General features: G+C 70.8%; 13 protein-coding genes. 3 read left to right on the top strand and 10 right to left on the bottom strand.

What is annotated here, in order from left to right; translation table 11 throughout:
- Nucleotides 1-136: 136 nt before the first annotated feature.
- The 9 genes from rpoC to ABC271_RS03260 all read right to left on the bottom strand — a co-directional run bounded on the left by rpoC (nt 137) and on the right by ABC271_RS03260 (nt 17,887).
- Nucleotides 137-4,012: a DNA-directed RNA polymerase subunit beta' gene (gene rpoC, locus ABC271_RS03300; protein ID WP_412923492.1), complete on the bottom strand. Its 3,876-nt coding sequence runs from the start codon at nt 4,010-4,012 to the stop codon at nt 137-139.
- A gap of 41 nt (nt 4,013-4,053) precedes the next feature.
- Entirely contained in the window at nt 4,054-7,548 is a 3,495-nt protein-coding gene (gene rpoB, locus ABC271_RS03295; RefSeq protein WP_412923491.1) for a DNA-directed RNA polymerase subunit beta, read from the bottom strand.
- 272 nt (nt 7,549-7,820) lie between these two features.
- Nucleotides 7,821-9,410: a 5-oxoprolinase subunit B/C family protein gene (locus ABC271_RS03290; protein ID WP_412923490.1), complete on the bottom strand. Its 1,590-nt coding sequence runs from the start codon at nt 9,408-9,410 to the stop codon at nt 7,821-7,823.
- Complete coding sequence (locus ABC271_RS03285) at nt 9,404-10,159, bottom strand: 5-oxoprolinase subunit PxpA (RefSeq protein WP_412923489.1); 756 nt, start codon at nt 10,157-10,159, stop codon at nt 9,404-9,406. Before ABC271_RS03285 ends, ABC271_RS03290 begins: the two co-directional genes overlap by 7 nt.
- A gap of 96 nt (nt 10,160-10,255) precedes the next feature.
- Nucleotides 10,256-11,092 (bottom strand): MBL fold metallo-hydrolase, encoded by an 837-nt coding sequence (locus ABC271_RS03280; RefSeq protein ID WP_412923488.1) that lies wholly within the window; start codon nt 11,090-11,092, stop codon nt 10,256-10,258.
- The gene (locus ABC271_RS03275; protein WP_412923487.1) at nt 11,089-12,759 is read right to left on the bottom strand and encodes an allophanate hydrolase; all 1,671 of its coding nucleotides are present in this window, start codon (nt 12,757-12,759) and stop codon (nt 11,089-11,091) included. The genes ABC271_RS03280 and ABC271_RS03275 overlap by 4 nt, the downstream gene beginning before the upstream one ends.
- Nucleotides 12,756-16,358, bottom strand: a complete 3,603-nt coding sequence (gene uca, locus ABC271_RS03270) for an urea carboxylase (protein WP_412926094.1) — start codon at nt 16,356-16,358, stop codon at nt 12,756-12,758. Before uca ends, ABC271_RS03275 begins: the two co-directional genes overlap by 4 nt.
- Entirely contained in the window at nt 16,355-17,035 is a 681-nt protein-coding gene (locus ABC271_RS03265) for an urea amidolyase associated protein UAAP2 (protein WP_412923486.1), read from the bottom strand. The genes uca and ABC271_RS03265 overlap by 4 nt, the downstream gene beginning before the upstream one ends.
- A 12-nt stretch (nt 17,036-17,047) precedes the next feature.
- The gene (locus ABC271_RS03260; RefSeq protein ID WP_412923485.1) at nt 17,048-17,887 is read right to left on the bottom strand and encodes an urea amidolyase associated protein UAAP1; all 840 of its coding nucleotides are present in this window, start codon (nt 17,885-17,887) and stop codon (nt 17,048-17,050) included.
- An 85-nt stretch (nt 17,888-17,972) separates the two neighbouring features.
- On the opposite strand from ABC271_RS03260, the gene ABC271_RS03255 reads away from it, so the two are divergent.
- The 3 genes from ABC271_RS03255 to ABC271_RS03245 all read left to right on the top strand — a co-directional run bounded on the left by ABC271_RS03255 (nt 17,973) and on the right by ABC271_RS03245 (nt 21,177).
- Entirely contained in the window at nt 17,973-18,629 is a 657-nt protein-coding gene (locus tag ABC271_RS03255; RefSeq protein ID WP_412923484.1) for a TetR/AcrR family transcriptional regulator, read from the top strand.
- A 334-nt stretch (nt 18,630-18,963) separates the two neighbouring features.
- The gene (locus ABC271_RS03250) at nt 18,964-20,478 is read left to right on the top strand and encodes a high affinity choline transporter 1 (RefSeq protein WP_412923483.1); all 1,515 of its coding nucleotides are present in this window, start codon (nt 18,964-18,966) and stop codon (nt 20,476-20,478) included.
- A 51-nt stretch (nt 20,479-20,529) separates the two neighbouring features.
- Complete coding sequence (locus ABC271_RS03245; RefSeq protein WP_412923482.1) at nt 20,530-21,177, top strand: cyclase family protein; 648 nt, start codon at nt 20,530-20,532, stop codon at nt 21,175-21,177.
- Nucleotides 21,178-21,203: 26 nt separating this feature from the next.
- Here the strand turns inward: ABC271_RS03245 and ABC271_RS03240 are convergent, their stop codons facing one another.
- A complete protein-coding gene (locus ABC271_RS03240) occupies nt 21,204-22,229 on the bottom strand; it encodes a phosphotriesterase family protein (protein ID WP_412923481.1) in 1,026 nt (341 codons plus the stop codon).
- Between the last annotated feature and the right edge of the window lie 27 nt (nt 22,230-22,256).

The raw sequence follows: 22,256 nt of genomic DNA, 5'->3' as shown, positions 1-22,256 counted from the left end.
GCGCGCCCGAATGGCGACACGCCGCGCCCGCGACATGTCACGCGCCCGAAACGCGTCGGGCACAACGAAGGCCCCCGGCGTGAGCCGAGGGCCTTCGGGATCCGGATGCCGCACCGGGGTGCGGCATCCGTCTCACTCAGTTGTAGGTGCCGGGCGTGAAGTCGTCCGTGGAGAAGCTGTCGAAATCGACGTAGCTCAGGTCGGCGTCGCTGTACGCGCCGTCCGAGGCGAAGATGCGGTTGGGGTACCGCTCGCTCTTGGCCTCTTCCGTCGCCTCGACGGTGACGTTGCGGTACTTCGCAAGACCCGTTCCGGCGGGGATGAGCTTTCCGATGATGACGTTCTCCTTGAGGCCGACCAGCGGGTCGCTCTTGCCCTCCATGGCCGCCTGCGTCAGGACGCGGGTGGTCTCCTGGAAGGACGCGGCCGACAGCCACGACTCGGTCGCCAGCGACGCCTTGGTGATACCCATCAGCTCGGGACGACCCGACGCGGGGCGCTTGCCCTCGCCGACCGTCTCGCGGTTGATGGTCTGGTAGCGCTTGAAGTCCACCAGCTCACCGGGCAGCAGATCGGTGTCGCCGTGGTCGACGACGGTGACCTTGCGCAGCATCTGGCGCACGATGACCTCGATGTGCTTGTCGTGGATCGGCACACCCTGCGAGCGGTACACGCCCTGGACGCCGTTGACGAGGTACTTCTGCACCTCGCGGGCACCCTGCACGCGCATGACCTCCTTGGGGTCGAGCGTTCCGACCTGGAGGGGCTCGCCGACCTTGACGTGCTGGCCGTCCTCGACGAGGAGGGTCGCACGCTTCAGGACCGGGTAGACGACCGGCTCGTCGCCGTTGTCGGGCGTGAGGATGACCTTCTTGGCCTTCTCGGTCTCGTCGATCGTGATGCGGCCGTCGGCCTCGGCGATCGGCGAGGCACCCTTGGGGGTACGCGCCTCGAACAGCTCCTGCACGCGGGGAAGACCCTGCGTGATGTCGTCGGCCGACGCCGAACCACCGGTGTGGAAGGTACGCATCGTCAGCTGGGTACCGGGCTCACCGATCGACTGGGCCGCGATGATGCCGACGGCCTCGCCGATGTCGACGATCTTTCCGGTCGCGAGCGAACGGCCGTAGCACTTCGCGCAGACACCGACGGCCGAGTCGCAGGTCAGCACGGAGCGGACCTTGATCGACTCCACGCCCCCCTCGACCAGCTTGTTGATGAGCACGTCGCCCACGTCGTCGCCGGCCTCGGCCAGAACCGTGCCCTGCGCGTCGACGACCGCCGTGGCGAGCGTGCGAGCGAAGACCGAGTTCTCGACGTTGGCATCCTTGACCAGGGTGCCGTTCGCGTCGAGCGCGGCGATCGGGAGCTCGAGGCCCTTCGACGTGCCGCAGTCCTCTTCGCGGATGATGACGTCCTGCGAGACGTCGACGAGACGACGCGTCAGGTACCCCGAGTCGGCCGTACGGAGGGCCGTGTCGGCCAGACCCTTACGGGCACCGTGCGTGGCGATGAAGTACTCGGCGACGGACAGACCCTCGCGGTACGAGGAGATGATCGGACGCGGGATGATCTCACCCTTGGGGTTGTTCACGAGCCCTCGCATACCCGCGATGTTGCGGATCTGCAGCCAGTTACCACGGGCACCCGACGAGACCATGCGGTTGATGGTGTTGTCGGCCGGGAAGTTGTCGCGCATCGCCTTCTGGACGTCGTCGGTCGCCTCGGTCCAGATCTTGATGAGCTCCTGACGACGCTCGGCGTCGGTGGTCAGACCCTTCTCGTACTGCGCCTGGACCTTCGCGGCCTGCTTCTCGTAGCCCGCGACGATCTCCGCCTTGTTCGGCGGGGTGAGGATGTCGCTCAGCGCGACCGTCACACCCGAACGCGTGGCCCAGTAGAAGCCGGCGTCCTTGATGCGGTCGAGCGATGCCGCGACCTCGACCTTCGGGTACTCCTCGGCCAGCTTGTTGACGATCTGCGACAGCTTGCCCTTGTCGGCCTGCTCGCGGACGAACGGGTAGCCCTTGGGCAGCGTGTCGTTGAAGATCGCCTGACCGAGCGAGGCATCCACGAGACCGTGACGCTCGTAGCCCTCGGGCGCCTGACCCTCGAGGAAGGTCAGACCCGGGATGCGGATGCGCGCCTTGGCCTGCAGGTCGAGGGTTCCCTCGTCCTTCGCCAGGATCGCCTCGCCGACCGAACCGAACGCACGGCCCTCGCCCTTCGCACCCTCCTTGAGGGTGGTGAGGTGGTGGAGGCCGATGATCATGTCCTGCGAGGGCAGGGTCACCGGACGACCGTCCGAGGGCTTCAGGATGTTGTTCGACGCGAGCATGAGCACGCGGGCCTCGGCCTGCGCCTCGACCGAGAGCGGCAGGTGGACGGCCATCTGGTCACCGTCGAAGTCGGCGTTGAACGCCGCGCAGACGAGCGGGTGCAGCTGGATCGCCTTGCCCTCGACGAGCTGGGGCTCGAACGCCTGGATGCCGAGACGGTGCAGGGTGGGTGCACGGTTCAGCAGCACGGGACGCTCGCGGATGATCTCTTCCAGCACGTCCCAGACCTCGGGACGGTAGCGCTCGACGGCGCGCTTGGCGGCCTTGATGTTCTGCGAGTGACCGAGGTCGATCAGACGCTTGATCACGAACGGCTTGAACAGCTCGAGCGCCATCTGCTTGGGCAGACCGCACTGGTGCAGCTTCAGCTGGGGTCCGACGATGATGACGGAACGACCCGAGTAGTCCACGCGCTTGCCGAGCAGGTTCTGGCGGAAGCGACCCTGCTTTCCCTTGAGCATGTCGCTCAGGGACTTCAGGGCGCGGTTGCCGGTACCGGTGACGGGGCGACCGCGGCGACCGTTGTCGAACAGCGCGTCGACGGCCTCCTGCAGCATGCGCTTCTCGTTGTTCACGATGATCTCGGGGGCACCGAGGTCGATCAGGCGACGGAGGCGGTTGTTGCGGTTGATCACGCGACGGTAGAGGTCGTTCAGGTCGGAGGTGGCGAAACGGCCACCGTCGAGCTGGACCATCGGGCGCAGCTCCGGCGGGATCACCGGAACGACGTCGAGCACCATCGAGGCCGGCGACATGCCGGTCTGCAGGAACGAGTTGACGACCTTCAGACGCTTGATCGCGCGGATCTTGCGCTGGCCCTTGCCCTCCGAGATCTGCAGGTGGAGGCTGTCGGCCTCGGCCTGCAGGTCGAAGATCTCCAGACGACGCTTGATCGACTCGGCGCCCATGTGGGCCTCGAAGTACTGACCGAAGCGGTCCTGGAGCTCGTGGAACACGTCGTCCTCGGGCTTCAGGGCGCCGACCTCGAGCGTGCGGAAGTCTTCCCACACGCGCTCGAGCTTGGCGATCTGCTCGTCCGCGTTCTTGCGGATCGAGGTCATGTCCTTCTCGGCGGCGTCCTTGACCTTCTTCTTCTGGTCGGCCTTGGCGCCTTCGGCCTCGAGGGCCGCGAGCTCCTCCTCCAGCTTGGCGAGGCGAGCGGCGATGCGAGAGTCGCGGCGGTCGCCGAGCGTCTTGAGCTCGAGACGGATGTTGTTCTCCTGCGTCGCGAGGTCGCGGTGACGAGCATCCTCGTCGACCGAGATCACCATGTAGGCGGCGAAGTAGATGACCTTCTCGAGGTCCTTCGGCGCCATGTCGAGCAGGTAGCCCAGACGCGAGGGAACGCCCTTGAAGTACCAGATGTGGGTCACGGGAGCGGCGAGCTCGATGTGGCCCATGCGCTCACGGCGCACCGAGGACTTGGTGACCTCGACGCCGCAGCGCTCGCAGACGATGCCCTTGAAGCGGACGCGCTTGTACTTGCCGCACGCGCACTCCCAGTCGCGGGAAGGGCCGAAGATCTGCTCGCCGAACAGACCGTCCTTCTCGGGCTTCAGGGTGCGGTAGTTGATGGTTTCGGGCTTCTTGACCTCACCGAACGACCAACGACGGATGTCGTCGGCGGTGGCCAGGCCAATACGAAGCTGATCGAAAGTGGTTGATTCGAGCACTGGTTCTCCTGTGTCGGAATTCTGTTCGTTGCCTGGCCGGGTCAGATCTCGTCGATGGACGAGGACTCGAAGCGGCTGGAGATGTTGATGCCGAGCTCTTCGGCGGCGCGGAAGGCGTCGTCGTCGGTGTCACGGAGGTTGACCGCCGTGCCGTCGGCCGAGAGGACCTCGACGTTCAGGCAGAGCGACTGCATCTCCTTCATGAGCACCTTGAAGGACTCGGGGATGCCGGGCTCCTGGATGTTCTCACCCTTGACGATCGCCTCGTACACCTTGACGCGGCCGAGGATGTCGTCGGACTTGATCGTGAGGAGCTCCTGCAGCGCGTACGCGGCGCCGTAGGCCTCGAGCGCCCACACCTCCATCTCACCGAAGCGCTGGCCACCGAACTGGGCCTTACCGCCGAGCGGCTGCTGGGTGATCATCGAGTAGGGGCCCGTCGAGCGAGCGTGGATCTTGTCGTCGACGAGGTGGTGCAGCTTCAGGATGTACATGTAGCCGACCGAGATGGGCGCGGGGAAGGGCTCTCCGTGACGACCGTCGAACAGGATGGTCTTTCCGGTGGAGTCGATCAGCCGCTCGCCGTCGCGGTTGGGGATCGTCGAGTCGAGCAGACCCGCGATCTCATCCTCGAAGGCGCCGTCGAACACGGGGGTCGCGACCTTGGTGCCGGGAGCGGCCTCGCGGGCCACCTCGGGCAGGTGAGCCGCCCACTCCGGCGTCCCCTCGACCTTCCAACCCTGCTGGGCGATCCAGCCGAGGTGGAGCTCGAGGACCTGGCCGAAGTTCATTCGACCCGGGATGCCGAGCGGGTTGAGCACGACGTCGACGGGGGTGCCGTCGGCGAGGAAGGGCATGTCCTCGATCGGAAGGATCTTGGCGATGACACCCTTGTTGCCGTGGCGACCGGCGAGCTTGTCGCCCTCGGTGATCTTGCGCTTCTGGGCGATGTAGACCACGACGCGACGGTTGACGCCCGAGCCGAGCTCGTCGTCGCCGTCCTCGGCGTTGAACTCCTTGACGGCGATGATCGTGCCCTGCTCGCCGTGGGGCACCTTCAGCGAGGTGTCACGGACTTCGCGGCTCTTCTCGTTGAAGATCGCGCGGAGCAGGCGCTCCTCGGCGGAGAGCTCGGTCTCGCCCTTGGGCGTGACCTTGCCGACGAGGATGTCACCGGGACGGACCTCGGCGCCGATGCGGACGATGCCGCGCTCGTCGAGGTCCTTCAGCAGGTCGGGGCTGACGTTGGGGAGGTCACGGGTGATCTCCTCCTTGCCGAGCTTGGTGTCGCGCGCGTCGACCTCGTACTCCTCGATGTGGATCGACGACAGCGTGTCGTCCTTCACGAGGTCCTGGCTGAGGATGATCGCGTCCTCGAAGTTGTGGCCCTCCCACGTCATGAACGCCACGAGGAGGTTCTTGCCGAGGGCGAGCTCGCCGTTCTCGGTCGCAGGACCGTCGGCGATGACCTCGCCGGCCTCGATGCGCTCGCCGGCGGAGACGACAACGCGCTGGTTGTACGACGTGCCCTGGTTGGAGCGGTCGAACTTCCGCAGGAAGTAGTCCTGCGTGCCGCCCTCGTCGAGCTGGATCGTCACGACGTCGGCCGAGACCTCCAGGACGACGCCCGGCTTGTCGGCGGTGACGACGTCACCGGCGTCGATCGCGGCGAAGCCCTCCATACCGGTACCCACGACGGGCGACTCGCTGCGCACGAGCGGAACGGCCTGGCGCTGCATGTTCGCACCCATGAGGGCGCGGTTGGCGTCGTCGTGCTCGAGGAACGGGATGAGCGAGGTCGCCACCGACACCATCTGGCGCGGCGAGACGTCCATGTAGCCGATCTCGTCGACCGGGAACAGGTCGACCTCGCCACCCTGGCCGCGACGGGCGAGGATGCGGTCCTCGACGAAGTGACCGTCGGCCTTGAGAGCCACACCGGCCTGAGCGACGATGTGGTCGCTCTCTTCGCTCGCGGTGAGGTAGTCGATCTGGTCGGTCACGCGACCGTCGACGACGCGGCGGTACGGCGTCTCGATGAAGCCGAACGCGTTGATGCGCGCGAACGAGGCGAGCGAACCGATCAGGCCGATGTTCGGGCCTTCCGGGGTCTCGATCGGGCACATGCGGCCGTAGTGCGACGGGTGGACGTCACGGACCTCGACGCCGGCACGCTCACGGGACAGACCGCCGGGGCCCAGCGCCGACAGGCGGCGCTTGTGGGTCAGACCCGCGAGCGGGTTGTTCTGGTCCATGAACTGCGACAGCTGCGACGTGCCGAAGAACTCCTTGATCGCGGCCACGACGGGGCGCACGTTGATCAGGGTCTGCGGCGTGATCGCCTCGATGTCCTGCGTGGTCATGCGCTCGCGGACGACGCGCTCCATGCGCGACAGACCGGTGCGGACCTGGTTCTGGATGAGCTCGCCGACCGCGCGGATGCGACGGTTGCCGAAGTTGTCGATGTCATCCACGTCGAGACGGATCTCGGCGGGCTGGCCGTGGCGGACGCCGTCGAACGCGGTGTCGCCGCGGTGCAGACGCACGAGGTACTTGATCGTGGCGACGATGTCGTCGACGGTCAGCACCGAGTCGGACAGCGGCTTGTCGAGACCGAGCTTCTGGTTGATCTTGTAGCGACCCACCTTGGCGAGGTCGTAACGCTTCGGGTTGAAGTAGAAGTTGTCCAGCAGCGCGCGGGCGGCCTCGGCGGCGACCTGCTCGCCCGGACGGAGCTTGCGGTAGATGTCGCGGAGCGCATCTTCCTTGGTGAGGATCGTGTCCTTCGACAGCGTCTCCTCGATCGAGTCGAAGCCGGCGAACTCGGCGAGGATGTCCTCGCTCGTGAGGCCCAGTGCCTTGAGGAAGACGGTGACCGACTGCTTGCGCTTGCGGTCGATGCGCACGCCGACCTGGTCGCGCTTGTCGATCTCGAACTCGAGCCACGCACCGCGCGAGGGGATGACGCGCGCCGAGACGATGTCCTTGTCGGAGGTCTTGTCGGGCGTCTTGTCGAAGTAGACACCCGGCGAGCGAACGAGCTGCGACACGACGACACGCTCGGTGCCGTTGATGATGAACGTGCCCTTGTCGGTCTGGAGCGGGAAGTCGCCCATGAAGACCGTCTGGGTCTTGATCTCACCGGTCTGGTGGTTCATGAACTCGGCCTCGACGTACAGCGGCGCGGCGTAGGTCTTGCCGCGCTCCTTGCACTCCTCGATCGAGTACTTCTCGGGCTCGAGGTACGGGTTCGTGAACGAGAGCTGCATCGTCTCGCTCAGGTCTTCGATCGGCGAGATCTCCTCGAAGATCTCCTCGAGTCCGCTGATCTCGGGCACGTCGGTGCGACCGACGGCCTGAGCCTCGGCGACCCGGGCCTTCCAGGCTTCGTTACCGACCAGCCAGTCGAACGACTCGGTCTGCAGTGCGAGCAGATCGGGAACGGTCAGCTTGTCGGAGATCTTCGCGAACGAGAGGCGGGATGCTCCGCGTCCGCTCTTCGGGGTGGTGGTGGATGCGTTGCTCGCAGCAGCCAAGGGAATAACCTCCAGAAGCCCGGGCGAGGGGCTCGTGATTCCTTGTCGTCAGGTGGAGTGCGTTCCTGCCCCGATAACCTGCAGGTCGCACACCGCGGTCAAGCGGGGACGGGCAGGCTCAGCCGACCACCATATGAGGGCAGGGGGAATCGAGGAGCGCAAAGTCCAAGCATACGCGGGAGGACGCGCCGTGTCCAGTCGGATTCTTGACGACTTTGCGTACCTGCGGTATAACCGCGAGCACATCCGCGGAATTCCCCGCGTCAGGCCCCTCAGACGCCCCGGAATCGCACGAGATCACCGGGCCGAGCCTGGGCGAGACGGTCGAGCGTGGCATCCGTCACCACCGCGATCACGGGGTACCCGCCGGTCACGGGCCCGTCGGCGAGCAGGATGACGGGGCGACCGTGCGGCGGCACCTGCAGCGCGCCGGGGCGCATGCCCTCGCTCGGCAGTTCGTCGTGCCGCACCCGCTCGAGCACGGGGCCATCGAGGCGGATGCCGACCCGATCGGCGTCGCTGGAGACGGTCCACGCCGTCTCGCGCAACGCCCGCTGAGCGGCCGGCGTGAACCAGTCGGCGCGCGGCCCGGGGGCGAGCGAGACCTCGACCACCGACCCCGGCACCGACCACGGGAAGACGTCGACGACGGGAACCGGATCCGGCGCCTCCGCCACACCGAGCACGTCCCCCGCCCGCAGCGGTGCCGGTCCCAGCGAGGCCAGGACGTCGGTCGACCGCGACCCCAGCGAGACGGATGCCGCGACCCCGCCGCGGATCCCCAGCACGAGCCGCGCCCCGGCGCGGGCCACCCCGATACTCAGCTCGGCACCGGCGGGGAGGAGCACGGGGGCGTAGGCATCCACCGCTCGTCCGTCGACGCGGACCTCGGCGAGCGTCCCGGTCACCGCAACCCAGGTGTCGGTGACGGCGCGGGCGCGGAAGCCGCCGAGCACGATCTCGACTCCCGCGGCCGTCTCGGCGTTGCCGACGAGGCGGTTGGCGATGCGCAGGGCCGCGCGGTCGAGCGCGCCGGCCCGGGCGATGCCGAGGGCCGCGCGACCGGGGCGTCCGAGATCCTGCACCATCGCGAGGGCGCCGGGGGCGAGGACCTCGAGCGCGGCGACGCCGGGCGGGGGTGACGTGCGCGGACGGGAGGAGAGTTCGGAACGGGAGGACTCGGCAGCGGCATTCGATCCTCCGCCGGCCGAATCTCCTCCCGGAGCCGCCGGTATCCGGGAGCGCTGCGGCACGAACCGTACGCGGGCGCCGGGGGTGAGGAGCACCGGGTCGGTGGCATCCGGGACGAAGAGCGGGGCGCCGGTCGTCCCGATGAGGCGCCAGCCGCCGGGGGTCTCGCGCGGATACGCCCCGGTGAACTCGCCCGCGAGCCCGACAGACCCGGCGGGGACGCGGGTCCGCGGCTGCCGAAGCCGAGGGACGTCCCAGGGCCAGTCGTCGCTCACGAGGTACGCGAAGCCGGGAGCGAAGCCCGTGAACGCCACGCGCCAGCGTGCGGCGGTATGTCGATCGACGAGCTCCGCGACGGGGATGCCGAGCACGGCGGCCGTGTCCTCCAGATCGGCGCCGTCGTACCGCGTCGGAATCTCCACGAGGGGCCCGGGCGTCACGGCATCCGGGGCCGCATCGGCGGCGGAGCGCACCCACGCGCGCACCGCGGCCGGGGTGATGCGAGCCGGGTCGAAGGCGACGAGCACGGTGCGGGCGGCGGGGACGAGGTCGTCGACGCCCACCGGTGGGTCCGCGGCGAGCGCGGCGTGGAGCCCCACGACCTGGGCGAGGTCGTCGACCTCGGCCAGCAGCGCCCGCTCCCCCATCGGCCGCAGCCGCGGCGTCACCACGGGGCGCGCACCTCGACGCCGGCGCCGTCCAGCGCGGCGCGCACGGCCCGCGCCATCGCCACCGCCGCGGGGCTGTCGCCGTGCAGGCACAGGGAGGCGGCGTCCACCGCGATGCGGGTGCCGTCGACGGTGTCCACGGTTCCGTCGGCGACGAGCCGCAGGGCGCGTTCGGCCACGCGTGCCGGGTCGTCGACAAGGGCGTCCGGCCGATCCCGCGGGACGAGTCCGCCGTTCGCGGTGTAGCCACGGTCGAGGAACGCCTCGTGCACGAACGGCAGCCCCGCGGATGCCGCGGCCTCGACGATCGCGCCGGGGAGACCGAGCACCGGGAGGGGCCGGCCGAGGCGGGCGGAGTGGTCGGCGATCGCGGCGACGACCGCGGCGGCCTGCCCGGCGTCGGCCGACACCGCGTGGTAGAGCGCCCCGTGCGGCTTGACGTAGCGGAGGTCGACCCCGGCGGCCGCGAGCGCGTCGAGCTGCCGGGCGACGCTGGCGCGCAGGTCGGCCGGGGAGGGGTCGCGGCGGAGGCGTCCGAAGTTCGCGCGATCGTCGTACGACGGGTGGGCACCGATCGCGACACCGTACCGCGCCGCACGTTCGACCGAGGCCCGCATCGAGGCGTCGTCGCCCGCATGCCCCCCGCACGCCACGGAGGCGCTGCTGACGAGCGCGAACATCGCCTCGTCGTCGGCAGTCGGCATCCCGTCGACGGTCTCTCCCAGGTCGGCGTTGAGGTCCACGTCTCTCACGCTACCCACGCTGCGCGCGCGTGAGTCGCCAGGATTTGTCGCTTCGGAGCCGTCCGAGGCGACAAATCTTGGCGACTCACGCCCACGAAAGAGGGGTCAGCGGGAGCGGACCAGGGCGGACCAGACCGGGAAGTCGGGGTCGTGGGCGGGCCAGACCTCGGAGGACGGGCGGCGATGCAGGGCCGCGAGGCGGGAGATCGCGCGGTCGGCGGCGGCGGGGCCGTCGGTCCCGACCGTCGAACCGCACCGGACCTCGCGCTCGACGTTGTCGAGCAGGTCGGCGGCGTCGCCGGCGAGGACCACGGTGCGCTCGGGCAGCTCCACGACGAACGACTGGTGCCCGGGCGTGTGGCCGGAGGTGTCGATCGCGGTGAGACCCTCCGCGAGCGGCGTATCGCCGTGGAGCAGGCCGAGGGTGAGGCCGTCCCTGTCGAGGTCGGCGCGGAACAGGAAGTTCCCCCGCGGGTCGGTGGTCTCGCGGACGTGCTGCCACTCCCGTCGCTGCAGGAGCAGGGGCTGGTCGGCGGCGAGCAGGCGCGCGGCCCCGGTGTGGTCGAAGTGCGCGTGGGTGAGCAGCGCCGCGGCCAGGTCGGCGAGGTCGAGCCCGGCCTCGGCGATCTGGTCCACCAGCGGGTCGCCGGGCGGGACGATCGGCGTGTAGTTCTCGTAGTCGAAGGATGCCGTGCGGGTGGCGCGGTCGCGGATGCGGGCCGGATCGAACCCGCCGTCGACGATCACCCACCCCTCGTCGAACACGACGGCCACCGCGGTCACCGGCTCCATGAGGTGCCGGAAGGTGCTGCCGCCGTGCAGCGACACCGCCTCCGGGATCGCCTCGAAGCCGACCACCATCGGCACCAGGCGCCGCGGACGACCGCTCAGCCGCAGCGGCGGCAGCGTCGCGTGGTCGACGACCGTCGAGGTCGCGCTCACGACACGGCCGCCCGGTAGGCGCGCCACCCGCCGTAGCCGGTGATGTCGGTCGCGCCCTCGAGCGCGACGGCCTCGCACAGGAAGCCCGCGACGTTCGACCCGTCGGCGAGGACCGCCGACCCGATCCCCATGGGAGCAGGTAGGTCGGCGACGAATCGTCCGAAGCCCGCGGCCGGCAGACGCCACACCTCTCCCGCGATCGCCGCGCCGCCCTCGGTCGTACGGGCCAGGCCGGGCTTGGGTGGAACGGTGTCGAGCGCGAAGAGCCGATAGTCCGCGGAGGTCTCGACCTCCGCCACGAACGTGCCGCCCGCGGCGACGAGCTGGTGGTTGAGCGGCTGCCCGCGCAGGTGCGCGCCCACGACGAGGAGGTCGACGGCGGGTGCCTGAATGCGCTCCGCGAGCTGCGCGAGCGTCCGGTCGGCGAAGGGCGCACCCGTCAGCATGACCCCGAACGCTCGGCCCCCGACGACCCCGGCCGGGACGGCGAGAGCGCTGCGGTCGAGCAGGTTGGCGAAGTTCGTGTACCGACCCATGCGGCTGTTGGCTCCGAGCGGGTCGGCCGCGACCTCGTCGAGGGTCGGATGCCACGTGGTCGTGGGCGTGAGCAGGGCGACCGTGCCTTCGAGTCGGCGCAGTCCCTCCGCTCCGAGGCGGTCGAGGCGCTCGCGGTCGCGGAAGTAGTCCGCCGCGCGGGCGTCGGCGCCGCCGAGGACGATCGACGCCACCGTCGGGTCGAGGTCGGTGCCGACGAGCTCGGGGTGCGCGGCGATGAAATCGCCCACGGCTGCCGTCCGCTCGGCGACGAACGCTCCGCCGTAGAGGAGGGATGCGGCCTCCAGGAGCGGGGCGATGTCGACCTCGACGATCTCGACGCCCGACGCGGCGAGCGCGGCGACGACGCCCGCGAACGCCTCCGCCCAGCCGTCGGCGAGGCCCTCGAGGTGCTCGGCGGTCGGCACGGCGACCCGCGGGCGCGCGTCGAGCGGCGGCGCGGGCCGATCCTCGCGGCCGAGCGGGTCGATCCCGTCCGGGCCGGCCATCAGCTCGGCGGCGGCGCGGGCGGACCCCAGGTCGCGGGCGAACACGGTCACGCAGTCGAGGGTGCGGCACGCGGGCACGACGCCCGTGGCGGGCACCAGACCCACGGTGGGCTTCACGCCCACGATCCCGTTGAGCGCCGCGGGCACGCGGCCGGAGCCGGCCGTGTCGGTCCCGAGCGCGAGGTCGACGATCCCCAGCGCGACGGCGACCGCCGAGCCCGAGCTGGACCCGCCCGAGATCCGCGTCGGATCCCACGCGTTGCGCACGGCCCCGAAGGGGCTGCGGGTGCCCACGAGACCGGTGGCGAACTGGTCGAGATTCGTCTTGCCGATCACCACGGCCCCCGCGGCACGCAGTCGTGCGACGGAGGTGGCGTCGCGCTCGGGGCGGTAGGCGTACGCGCGGCTCCCGGCGGTGGTCGGCATCCCCTCGACGTCGATGTTGTCCTTGACGGCGACGACCACCCCGGCCAGCGGGAGTCGCTCCCCCGCCGCCACGCCGAGGTCGACCTCGGCGGCGTCGGCGAGGGCGTCGTCCTCGCCGCGCACGGTGATCCAGACCTCGGGGCGGTCGACCTCGCGCATCCGGGCGTAGGCGGCGCGGACCCGCTCGACGGCGCTCACGGGGCCACCGCCACGGCGGCCAGCAGCTGACCGGCGGCGACCGTCTCGCCCGGTCGCACGAACACCTCGGCGACGGTCCCCGTCACCGGCGACCCGATCGGGGTCTCCATCTTCATCGCCTCCAGCACGATCATCTTCTGCTCCTTCTGCACCGATGCTCCCTCGGTAGCATCCACTCTCCACACCGCGGCCGCGAACGGCGCGGTCACTCCGACCGTGCCGGGCGGCAGCTCGCGGCCGGCCGCCGGGGCCGCCGCGGCCGCCTCGTCGACCCGGTCGAACTCGCCGCTGGCCCGCCACCGCTCGCGCTCCTCGTCGAAGGCGCGGCGCTGGCGCTCACGGAACGCCTCGATCCCCGGTGCCTCGTCGGCGAGGAACCGCTCGTACTCCGCCAGGGCGAACTCGCCCTCGACGGTCTCGAAGTCCCCCCGCCCGGCATCCACGTCCGCCCGAAGGTCGAGCAGCTCCTCGGCCGAGACCGGGTACCAGCGGATGCGGTCGAAGAAGCGCAGCGCCCACGGGTTCTCGGCGAACAGCCCGCCGCGGCGGAAACGGTTCCAGATCTGCACCGTCCGCCCGACGAACTGGTACCCGCCGGGGCCCTCCATGCCGTAGATGCACAGGTAGGCGCCGCCGATGCCGACCGAGTTCTCGGCCGTCCACGTCCGCGCCGGGTTGTACTTCGTCGTCACGAGGCGGTGGCGCGGGTCCAGCGGCGTCGCGACGGGTGCGCCGAGGTACACGTCGCCGAGCCCCATCACGAGGTACTGCGCGTCGAACACCGTGCGGTAGACGTCGTCGACGCTGTCGAGGCCGTTGATGCGGCGGATGAACTCGATGTTCCACGGCGTCCAGGGCGCGTCGTCGCGGACGCCCGCCATGTACCGCTCGATCGCGAGTCGCGTCGCGGGGTCGTCCCACGACAGCGGCAGGCGCACCTCGCGCGAGGGCACGACGAGCTCGGACGTGGGCGGCAGATCGTCGTCGAGCTCGCGGAGAAGCCCGACGAGCTGCGACGCGCGCAGCACCGAGGCATCCGTGTGCACCTGAAGAGACCGGATGCCGGGAGTGACGTCGAGGATGCCTCTCGGGGCTTCCTCCGCGAGCCGCGTCTGCAGCGCGTGCACACGCATCCGCAGGCCCAGGTCGAGCACCTGGTCGCCGAACTCGACGAGGACGTTGTCGTCGCCGTCGCGGCGATACGTCGTCCGCGGGCGGAGAACGCGCTCCCCCTCGACCTCGGCGTCACGCACCGCGATCACGCCGTCGTCGCCGTCACCTGTGCCGACGAGCGCGGGGGCGGCGACCGCCGGGTCGAGCGTCGCCGCGTCGGCCTCGCGCACGGGCGCGAACCGCACGACGTCGCCCGGACGCAGCTGCCCGAGCTTCCACAGATCACCGGATGCCACGACCACCGGGCACACGAACCCGCCGAGGCTCGGCCCGTCGGGGCCGAGGAGCACGGGGGTGTCGCCGGTGAAGTCGAGCGCACCGACCGCATAGGGCGTGTCGTGGATGTTCGAGGGGTGCAGGCCCGCCTCGCCCCCGTCGGTGCGCGCCCACGTCGGCTTCGGGCCGGTGAGCCGCACGCCGGTGCGCGCGGAGTTGACCTGCACGCGGTACTCCGCGGCGTACAGGGCGTCGATGTCGGCACGCGTGAAGAACTCCGGGGCACCGTGCGGCCCCTCGGTCACGGCCAGCACCCACGTCGAGTCGAGGTGGGGGCGGCGGTCCGACGGCGTCGGAGCGGGGGCCGCCTCCGCGGCGTCGCCCGGACGCAGGACGTCGCCGGTGACGAGCGCGCGGCCGCCGTGCCCGCCGAAGCCGCCGAGCGTGAAGGTCGACGCGCTCCCGAGGTACGCGGGCACGTCGATGCCGCCGCGGACGGCGAGGAACACGCGCATGCCCGGGCCCTCGGCTGTGCCGATCCGCAGCACGCCGCCCGGGGGAACCTCGATCGGCTCCCACTGCGGCACCGCCTCGCCGTCGAGCTCGACCTCGACCGGGGCTCCCGTCACGGCGACGACCGACGCCACGCTGAACCGCAGCGTCGGACCGGTGAGCGTGATCTCCAGGCCCGGGGCGCCCTCCGGGTTGCCCACCGCGAGGTTCGCCTCGCGGAAGGACACGGCATCCATCGGCCCGGACGGCGGGACGCCGACCTGCCAGTACCCGACGCGTCCGGGGAGGTCCTGCACGGTCGTGAGCATGCCGGCATCCACGACGTCGATGCGCGGGTCGGGGTCGCGCGCGTCGTCGAGGGTCCCGGTGTCGTGCGCGACGGCGCGGACCCGCGGGTCGTTCACGATCTCGCGGATCATCCCGGCGCCGGTGACGATGCCGTCGATGCGCGTGTCGGCGAGCGCGGCGGAGAGCCGGTCGAGGGCCGCGTCGCGGTCGGTGCCGTGGGCGATGACCTTGCCCAGCAGCGGATCGTAGAACGGTGACACCTCGCTGCCGGCCTCGACCCAGGAGTCGACCCGGATGCCGTCGCCCTCGGGCAGGCGCACGGCGGTGACGAGTCCGGTGGAGGGCGTGTTGCCGCGATCGGGGTCTTCGGCGTAGATGCGCGCCTCGACGGCGTGCCCGCGGGGTTCGCGGGCCTCGGCGAACAGCTCGTCCGGGAGCGCGGCGGGGCCGCCACCGGCGAGGTCGAGCATGAGGCCGACCAGGTCGACGCCGAACACCGCCTCGGTGACCGGGTGCTCGACCTGCAGGCGCGCGTTGACCTCGAGGAAGTAGGCGCGCTCGGCGACGGGGTCGTAGACGAACTCGGCGGTCCCGGCGGAGCGGTACCGGATGCCGGATGCCAGTGCGGCCGCGGTGCGGTGGAGTTCCGCGCGGACCGCGTCGGGGAGCCCCGGCGCAGGAGCCTCCTCGACGACCTTCTGGTTGCGGCGCTGCAGCGAGCAGTCGCGGTCGCCGAGGACCGCGACGCGCCCCGCGCCGTCGCCGAAGAGCTGCACCTCGACGTGGCGGGCGGGCCGCACGAACTTCTCCAGGAACACCCCGGGCGTCCCGAAGCTCGCCTCGGCCTGGCGGACCACCGCGTCGTACGCGGCGCGGAGCTCGGTGGCATCCGCGCACACGCGCATCCCGATTCCGCCGCCGCCACCGGTCGCCTTGAGCATCACGGGGTATCCGATGACGGATGCCGCGGACTCGGCCTCGTCGACGGACTCGAGCACGCCGGTGCCGGGGAGAAGCGGCACGCCCGCGGCCTCGGCGAGTGCCCGCGCGCGGTGCTTCAGACCGAAGGCCTCGAGCTGCTCGGGCGTGGGACCGACCCACGCGAGCCCCGCCGCCTCGACAGCGCGCGCCGCGTCCGCGTTCTCGGCGAGGAAGCCGTAGCCCGGGTGGACCGCGCCGGCGCCCGTCGCGCGGGCGGCTTCGAGGATCGCGTCGATGCGCAAGTACGACTCCGCGGCGGGGGCGGGTCCGAGTCGCACGGCCTCGTCGGCCTCGCGGACGTGCGGGGCGGCGCGGTCGGCGTCGGAGAACACCGCGACCGTGCGCAGGCCCCGCTCGCGCGCCGAGCGAAGGATGCGGCGGGCGATCTCGCCGCGGTTGGCGACCAGGAGCGTGTCGAACGAGCTCACGGGCGCGTCACCACCATGCGCAGCGGCGTGCAGCTGAAGTCGTTGCACGGGTTGTTCATCTGTGGGCAGTTCGAAACGATCACGAGTACGTCGCGTTCGGCACGGAGGGCCACGCGCTTGCCCGGCGCGGACATGCCGTCGACGATGCCGAGCGACCCGTCCTCCTCGACCGGCACGTTCATGAACCAGTTGAGGTTCGAGACGAGGTCGCGGGCGCCGAGACCGTAGCGCGCCGCCTCGGCGAGGAAGTTCTCGCGGCATCCGTGCTGGTACAGGGTGTGGTGGCCGTAGCGGAGGGTGTTCGACTCCTTGGAGCAGGCGCCGCCGATCGTGTCCTGCCGGTCGACCTCGTTGCCGACCACCGTCATGAGTGGGCGACCGAGGTTGCTGCGCAGCACCGTGCCGGTGCGGACGTAGACGTTGCGCTGCCACGCGATCGTGTCGGCGGCGCTGTAGCGCTCATCGGTGTCGTCGGCCGCGTAGACGAGGAAGTCGGCGGACTGGTTGCCGCCCACGTCGACGATCGTCAGGACGTCGCCGGCACGGACGATGCCCGACCACGGCGCGCGGGGCGCGACCCGCTCGTCGAGCACGATCTCGCCGGCGACAAAGGGCTCGGACCAGTCGAGGGGCACACCGTCGGCGTGGACGGGACGTTCGGGAACGGTGGTGATCATCGCGTCTCCTCCTCAGAGCCCGGCCAGGGCGGCGTAGGTGATGGTGTTGCGGTACGCGCCTTCGCGCTCCGGGGTGAGGGAGAACACGGCATCTCCCTCGCCCGTCGGTCGAGACGCCCACGCGGTGACCTGGAGCGGCCCGACGACGTAGTCCTCGCGCGGGTCGAGGGGGTGCGGGACGTTGGCCACCAGCACGATCAACGGCAGCTCCGCGACCAGTTCGACGAAAGCCCCCGGACCGGCGGAGCCGAGCCACTCGAGGTCGCCCTCGGGGTTCGCGCGCACACCCTGGAAGAACGACACGGACGGGGGCAGGTCGCGCACGGTCAGGCCGTGCTTGCTCGCGGCGAGACGCAGCAGGCCGTGGCCCGAGGGCGACGGGCCCTCGGGCGCGGCGTCTCCGTAGCGCTCGATCGCGAACGCGTCGCTCGTCGTGCCGCAGAAGGCATCGTGGCGGCCCGATGTGTCGGCGGCGATCGTGGCGAGGACACGGCCGTCGCCGGAGAGCAGCGGGTGCCCCTCGCCGAGGTACGCCTGCCACGGGATCTTCTGCGTGTCAGCGACATTGAGCCGCTCGCCGGGCTCGACGGCGTTGAACAGGAGCACGGTGGCGCACGCGTCACCCGTCGGGTCGGTGAACCGCAGGCGCGTGCCCCGGGCCACGCGCAGGTGCGTGTACCCGCCGGGGGCCACCGTCTCGGCCCAGCGCAGGTCTTCCGCGGCAACCCCGTCGGGCGCGAAGGGCGCCATGGAGGGCGGCAGATACGGCATCCATTCCGACCGGGCGGCACGCGCCCGCGCGTCGTCCCGGGCCCGCTGCACGTCTCCGAGTGCGTCGACACGACCTTCCATGGGCATCCCTTTCTGTCGGCTGACAGGTATTAGAACAGGCGTGCGTTTCGACGGCGTTACACACCACCCCGGGTACGGTGGGGGCATGGCGCCGACGAGAACGGGACGACCCCGGGCGTCCGGCTCCTCCCCCACCGGACTCGGCACGCGAGCGGACGTTCTCGCCGCCGCGGCCGCCCTCTTCGGCACCCGCGGGTACGCCTCGGCCAGCACGCACGCGATCGCCGAAGCCGCCGGCATCCGGCAGGCGACGCTCTACCACCATTTCGCGCGCAAGCAGGACATCCTGCTCGCGCTCCTCCTCGACACCGTGCAGCCCTCGCTCGACGTCGCCGCTCACCTGCTCGCGCGCGACGAGGAGCCCGCCGCGCGCCTCTGGGCCCTGTGCGTCTCGGACGTCACGCTCCTCGCCGAGGCGCCGCACAACACCGGCGGGCTGTACCTGCTGCCGGAGGTGTCGGACGCGGCGTTCCAGCCGTTCCGCGAGCGCCGGAGCGAGCTCGAAACGACCTACCGCACGCTGGTGGCCGCGTGCGGTCTCGACGCTCCTCGGGCGTCGGCGGGCGCGGCGCTCGTGCTGGCGCTGGTCGAGAGCGTGATCCTGCAGCGCAAGGGCGGGCAGACGGCACCCCTGGATGCCACGACCATCGCCGCCGCCGCGCTACGCGTCCTCGACCTGGATGCCGCCACGCGCGAGCGCGCGGCCGCGCTGGGCCCCGCGGTGCTCGCGGCGTTGGGCTGACCCGGCATCCCGTTCCGGGTCCGGGTTCTGCTCCGGTTCCGGCCCTGCTCCGGTTGCGGCCCTGATTGCCCGCGAGACTTCATCGCGCTGACATCTCCCTTGCAGGCTGCACGGGAGTTGTCGGCGCGATGAAGTCTCGCGGATTCAGAACCACGCGGAACGGCCACGCGGGTTCAGGACGCCGCGGAGCGGCCGACCGGGATGCCGGAGGCGGGGCGCCGCGGGCGATTTCACGCGCCTTTTACACGGGCGAAACCACGGGGGACCGCGGTGCGCGGATTCTTTCTGTCAAGCAACAGAAACCCGAACCGCCCCTCATCGCCGGGAGCCCACCATGATCATCTTCGGAGTCGCGCTCAGCGTCGTCCTCATCCTCGTCGTCGGCATCGTCGTCGCGCGCAAGGTCGACGGCGACAGTGCGAACTACCTCGTCGCCGGGCGGCGCCTCGGCGTGCCGCTCGTCGCCGTCAGCCTCACCGCTGCCGCCGTCGACGCCAACGCGACGGTCGGCAACACCGACCTCACGTCGCAGTTCGGCTTCTGGTCCGGGGCGTCGCTCGCCATCGGCCTGGCCGTCTGCCTGCTGTTGACCGGCCTGTTCCTCGCCAAGCGCATGAACGCCATGAAGCTGTTCACCCTTGGCGACTTCTTCCGCCTGCGCTACGGACGCCCGGTGGAGTTGCTGGCATCCGTGCTCATGATCGTGTCGTTCACGTTCCTGCTCGCGGGCAACCTCGTCGCGTGCGGATTCCTGCTCGAGCGCTTCGCGAACATCCCCTACGCCTGGGGCGTCGTGCTCGCCGTCGTCCTCGTCCTCGCGTACACCGTCGCCGGCGGCTTGTTCTCGGATGCCTACACCGCGGCGATCCAGACGACGATCACCGTCATCGCCGCCATCGTCCTGCTGGTGTGGGTCGCGGTGTCGTACGGCATCGTGATCCCCGAGGGTATGGGACCGTTCGACCTCCAGCAGCTCAGCGACCCCGCCGCCGGCGCGCCGATCAACTGGGCGACGCTCATCTCTCTCGCCATCGGCGACATCGTGGCGATCGACTTCATGCAGCGCATCTTCGGTGCGAAGAGCCCGTCCGTCGCGCAGCGCTCGTGCTTCATCGCCGCCGGGCTCACCGCCGCGATTGGCTCGGTCTTCGCGATCGTCGCCCTCAGCGTCTCGTCGACGCTCGGACTCTCGGTCGAGAACGGCCCGGTGCTGTACCAGCTCCTCGGCGACTACGCCCCGCCGATCATCGCGATCCTCGTGCTCTCGGGCATCGTCGCGGCGTCCTTCTCGACGGCCTCGGGCGCGATGCTCGCGACGTCGGCGATCGCGGTCCGCAACGTCTTCACCGTCCGCCGCCACACCGGCACGGGTCCCGACCCGCTGCTGCGCTGGACGCGTCTGGCGATGGTCCCGTTCGTCGTCGCGGGCGCCTTCCTCGCGATCCGCGTGAGCCAGACCGGCATCCTGCTCACCCTCGCCTTCGACCTGATGCTCGCGTGCCTCGCGGCGCCGTTCGTCATCGGGGTGTTCTGGAAGCGTCCCGGTGCCGTGGCCGCCCTGGGCGCGATGGCCGTCGGGTTCGTCGTGCGAATGGTGCTCCTCGCCCTCACGCCGACGCTCTACGGCGTGCCGAACGACATCCTTTACATTCCCAACGACCTCATCGGCGCGGATTTCGACGGATGGGCGACGCTCGTCTCGGCCGTCGTCGGGTTCGGCACGTACGTCGCGCTCGCCTTCGTGGTCCCGCGTCGGACGCCCGAGCTCGACCGCGAGGCGGCCGTGCTCGCCGACCTGACGGCAGAGCGCGAGGCGTCGGAGAAGGAGAGCGTCGAGGTACCGGCCTAATGTTGGATCCAAAGATGCATTTATCGGATCCCAGACGCTAAGGTGCTGCGCGTGACCATCATCGATCTGAGCATTCCCGTCCACCCCGAGATGCTGCACTGGGGCCGCCGACCGACGTACGAGATGGTGGAGGATATCTCCGACACCAACCCCAGCGAAGTGTCGCGCTGGCTCATCGGAGCCCACACCGGCACCCACGTCGACGCCCCGAGCCACTTCGTGCCCGGCGGGACCACCGTGGACTCCCTGCCCCTCACCCACACCGTCGGCCCGGCGCGGGTGCTCGACCTGCGCCACGTCGAGAAGGAGATCACGGCCGACGACCTGATCGCCGCCGGAGCGGAAGGCGCGACGCGCGTGCTGTTTAAGACCCGCAACTCCACCGACGCCCTCACCCGCAACGAGAAGAGCCCCACGTGGGTGGGGCTCGGCCCCTCCGGTGCACAGTGGCTCGTCGACCACGGCGTCGTCTTCGCCGCGAACGACTACATGACGATGGAGGCTCCGGACCACACCGTCGAGTGGCCCACGCACGTGATCCTCTGCAACGCCGGCGTCGTGATCCTCGAGAACGCGAACCTCGCCGAGACCGAGGCCGGCGACTACTACCTCGTGTGCCAGCCGGTGCCCTTTGAGGGACGCGAGGCCGCACCGGCTCCCGCGCTGCTGCTGCCGGCCGAGACGGCGAACGTCGTCTGATCTCCGCGCGGGGCGTTCGGATGCCGTCAGGCGTCGGGACGCCCCGCTCCGCGGTCGAGCAGACGACGCGGTTGGTCGACGAGCATCTCCGCGACCCGGGGCACCCCAAGTCGCGCCCGCAGCTCCGGAACGATCACGCCGAGGAGACGCCCATACCCGTAGCCCCCGTGACGCGTCAGCTGCGCCTTCGTCCATACCGACTGCCCGAGCACGTACCGCGCCGCCGGGCGGGCGGTCACGGCGTCGACGAAGAAGCGCAGGCGCTCCGCGTCGGTGGGGTTGAACACGCGTCCGACGTGCACGTCCTCGGTGCCGAAGCACATCTCGAGCGTCGCGCCCGCGTCCGACAGGTCGCGCCAGTACGCGGCATCCAGGAATTCGTCGGCGTTGGTGAAGACGACGCGGTCCGCGGGCAGCCCCGCGCGGGCGAGTTCGTCGAGCACCGCGAGCCCGTCGCGCGCATCGGGGTCGAGCCGCACGGTGACACTCGCGCCGCCGTGCGCCGCCGCGTCGGCCGCCGCGCGCAGCATGCCACGTTCGACGCCCGGAAGACCCGCGGTCGTGCCCAGGATGCCGAGCAGCCCCGCGCGGTAGTCCGTGCCCGGGACCGCGTCGTCGAGCGCCGCGGCGAACAGGGCGTGCAGGCCATCCTCGTCGAGCGCCGAGATCTCGGGCGGGAGCGTGGATCGGATGTACGTGCCGTAGGCCACGACGATCGTCATGCCCGAGCGCCGCGCGATCTCGGGCAGCCGCGCGTGGTCGGGTCCGAGGCCCCACGATGTCGACTCGACCAGCGCCTGCTGGCCCGCGTCGGCAGCGATCCGTAGCTCGTCGACCGCGGCATCCGGGTCGTCGAGCCGCAGATTGTCGGCGAACGCGAGCATGTTGCGGCTCAGATAGTCGCGCGTCTCGGGGCGCACGGTGGGCGGCCCGGGCGGCGGAGGCTGCTCGCCCGGGCGCTGCAGGCGGGCCGAGTCGGCGAGGACGTGATCGTGCATCGACGTCGGCCCGAGCGCCGCGGCGGGGAGGGCTCCCAGGACGGTCTCGATCACACCGGCTCCTTTCATTGCGGATCCATT

Source organism: Microbacterium canaveralium (assembly GCF_047238045.1).
In the GTDB taxonomy this organism is placed as follows: Bacteria; Actinomycetota; Actinomycetes; order Actinomycetales; family Microbacteriaceae; genus Microbacterium.
The sequence above is the reverse complement of the archived record's forward strand: the minus strand, read 5'-3'. Positions and strand labels throughout refer to the sequence as shown.

Bases quoted from the DNA above. Each gene is read 5' to 3' on its own strand.
- ABC271_RS03260 (WP_412923485.1), bottom strand. From the start codon at position 17,887: ATGGAAGGTCGTGTCGACGCACTCGGAGACGTGCAGCGGGCCCGGGAC.
- ABC271_RS03265 (WP_412923486.1), bottom strand. From the start codon at position 17,035: ATGATCACCACCGTTCCCGAACGTCCCGTCCACGCCGACGGTGTGCCC.
- ABC271_RS03250 (WP_412923483.1), top strand. From the start codon at position 18,964: ATGATCATCTTCGGAGTCGCGCTCAGCGTCGTCCTCATCCTCGTCGTC.
- ABC271_RS03255 (WP_412923484.1), top strand. From the start codon at position 17,973: ATGGCGCCGACGAGAACGGGACGACCCCGGGCGTCCGGCTCCTCCCCC.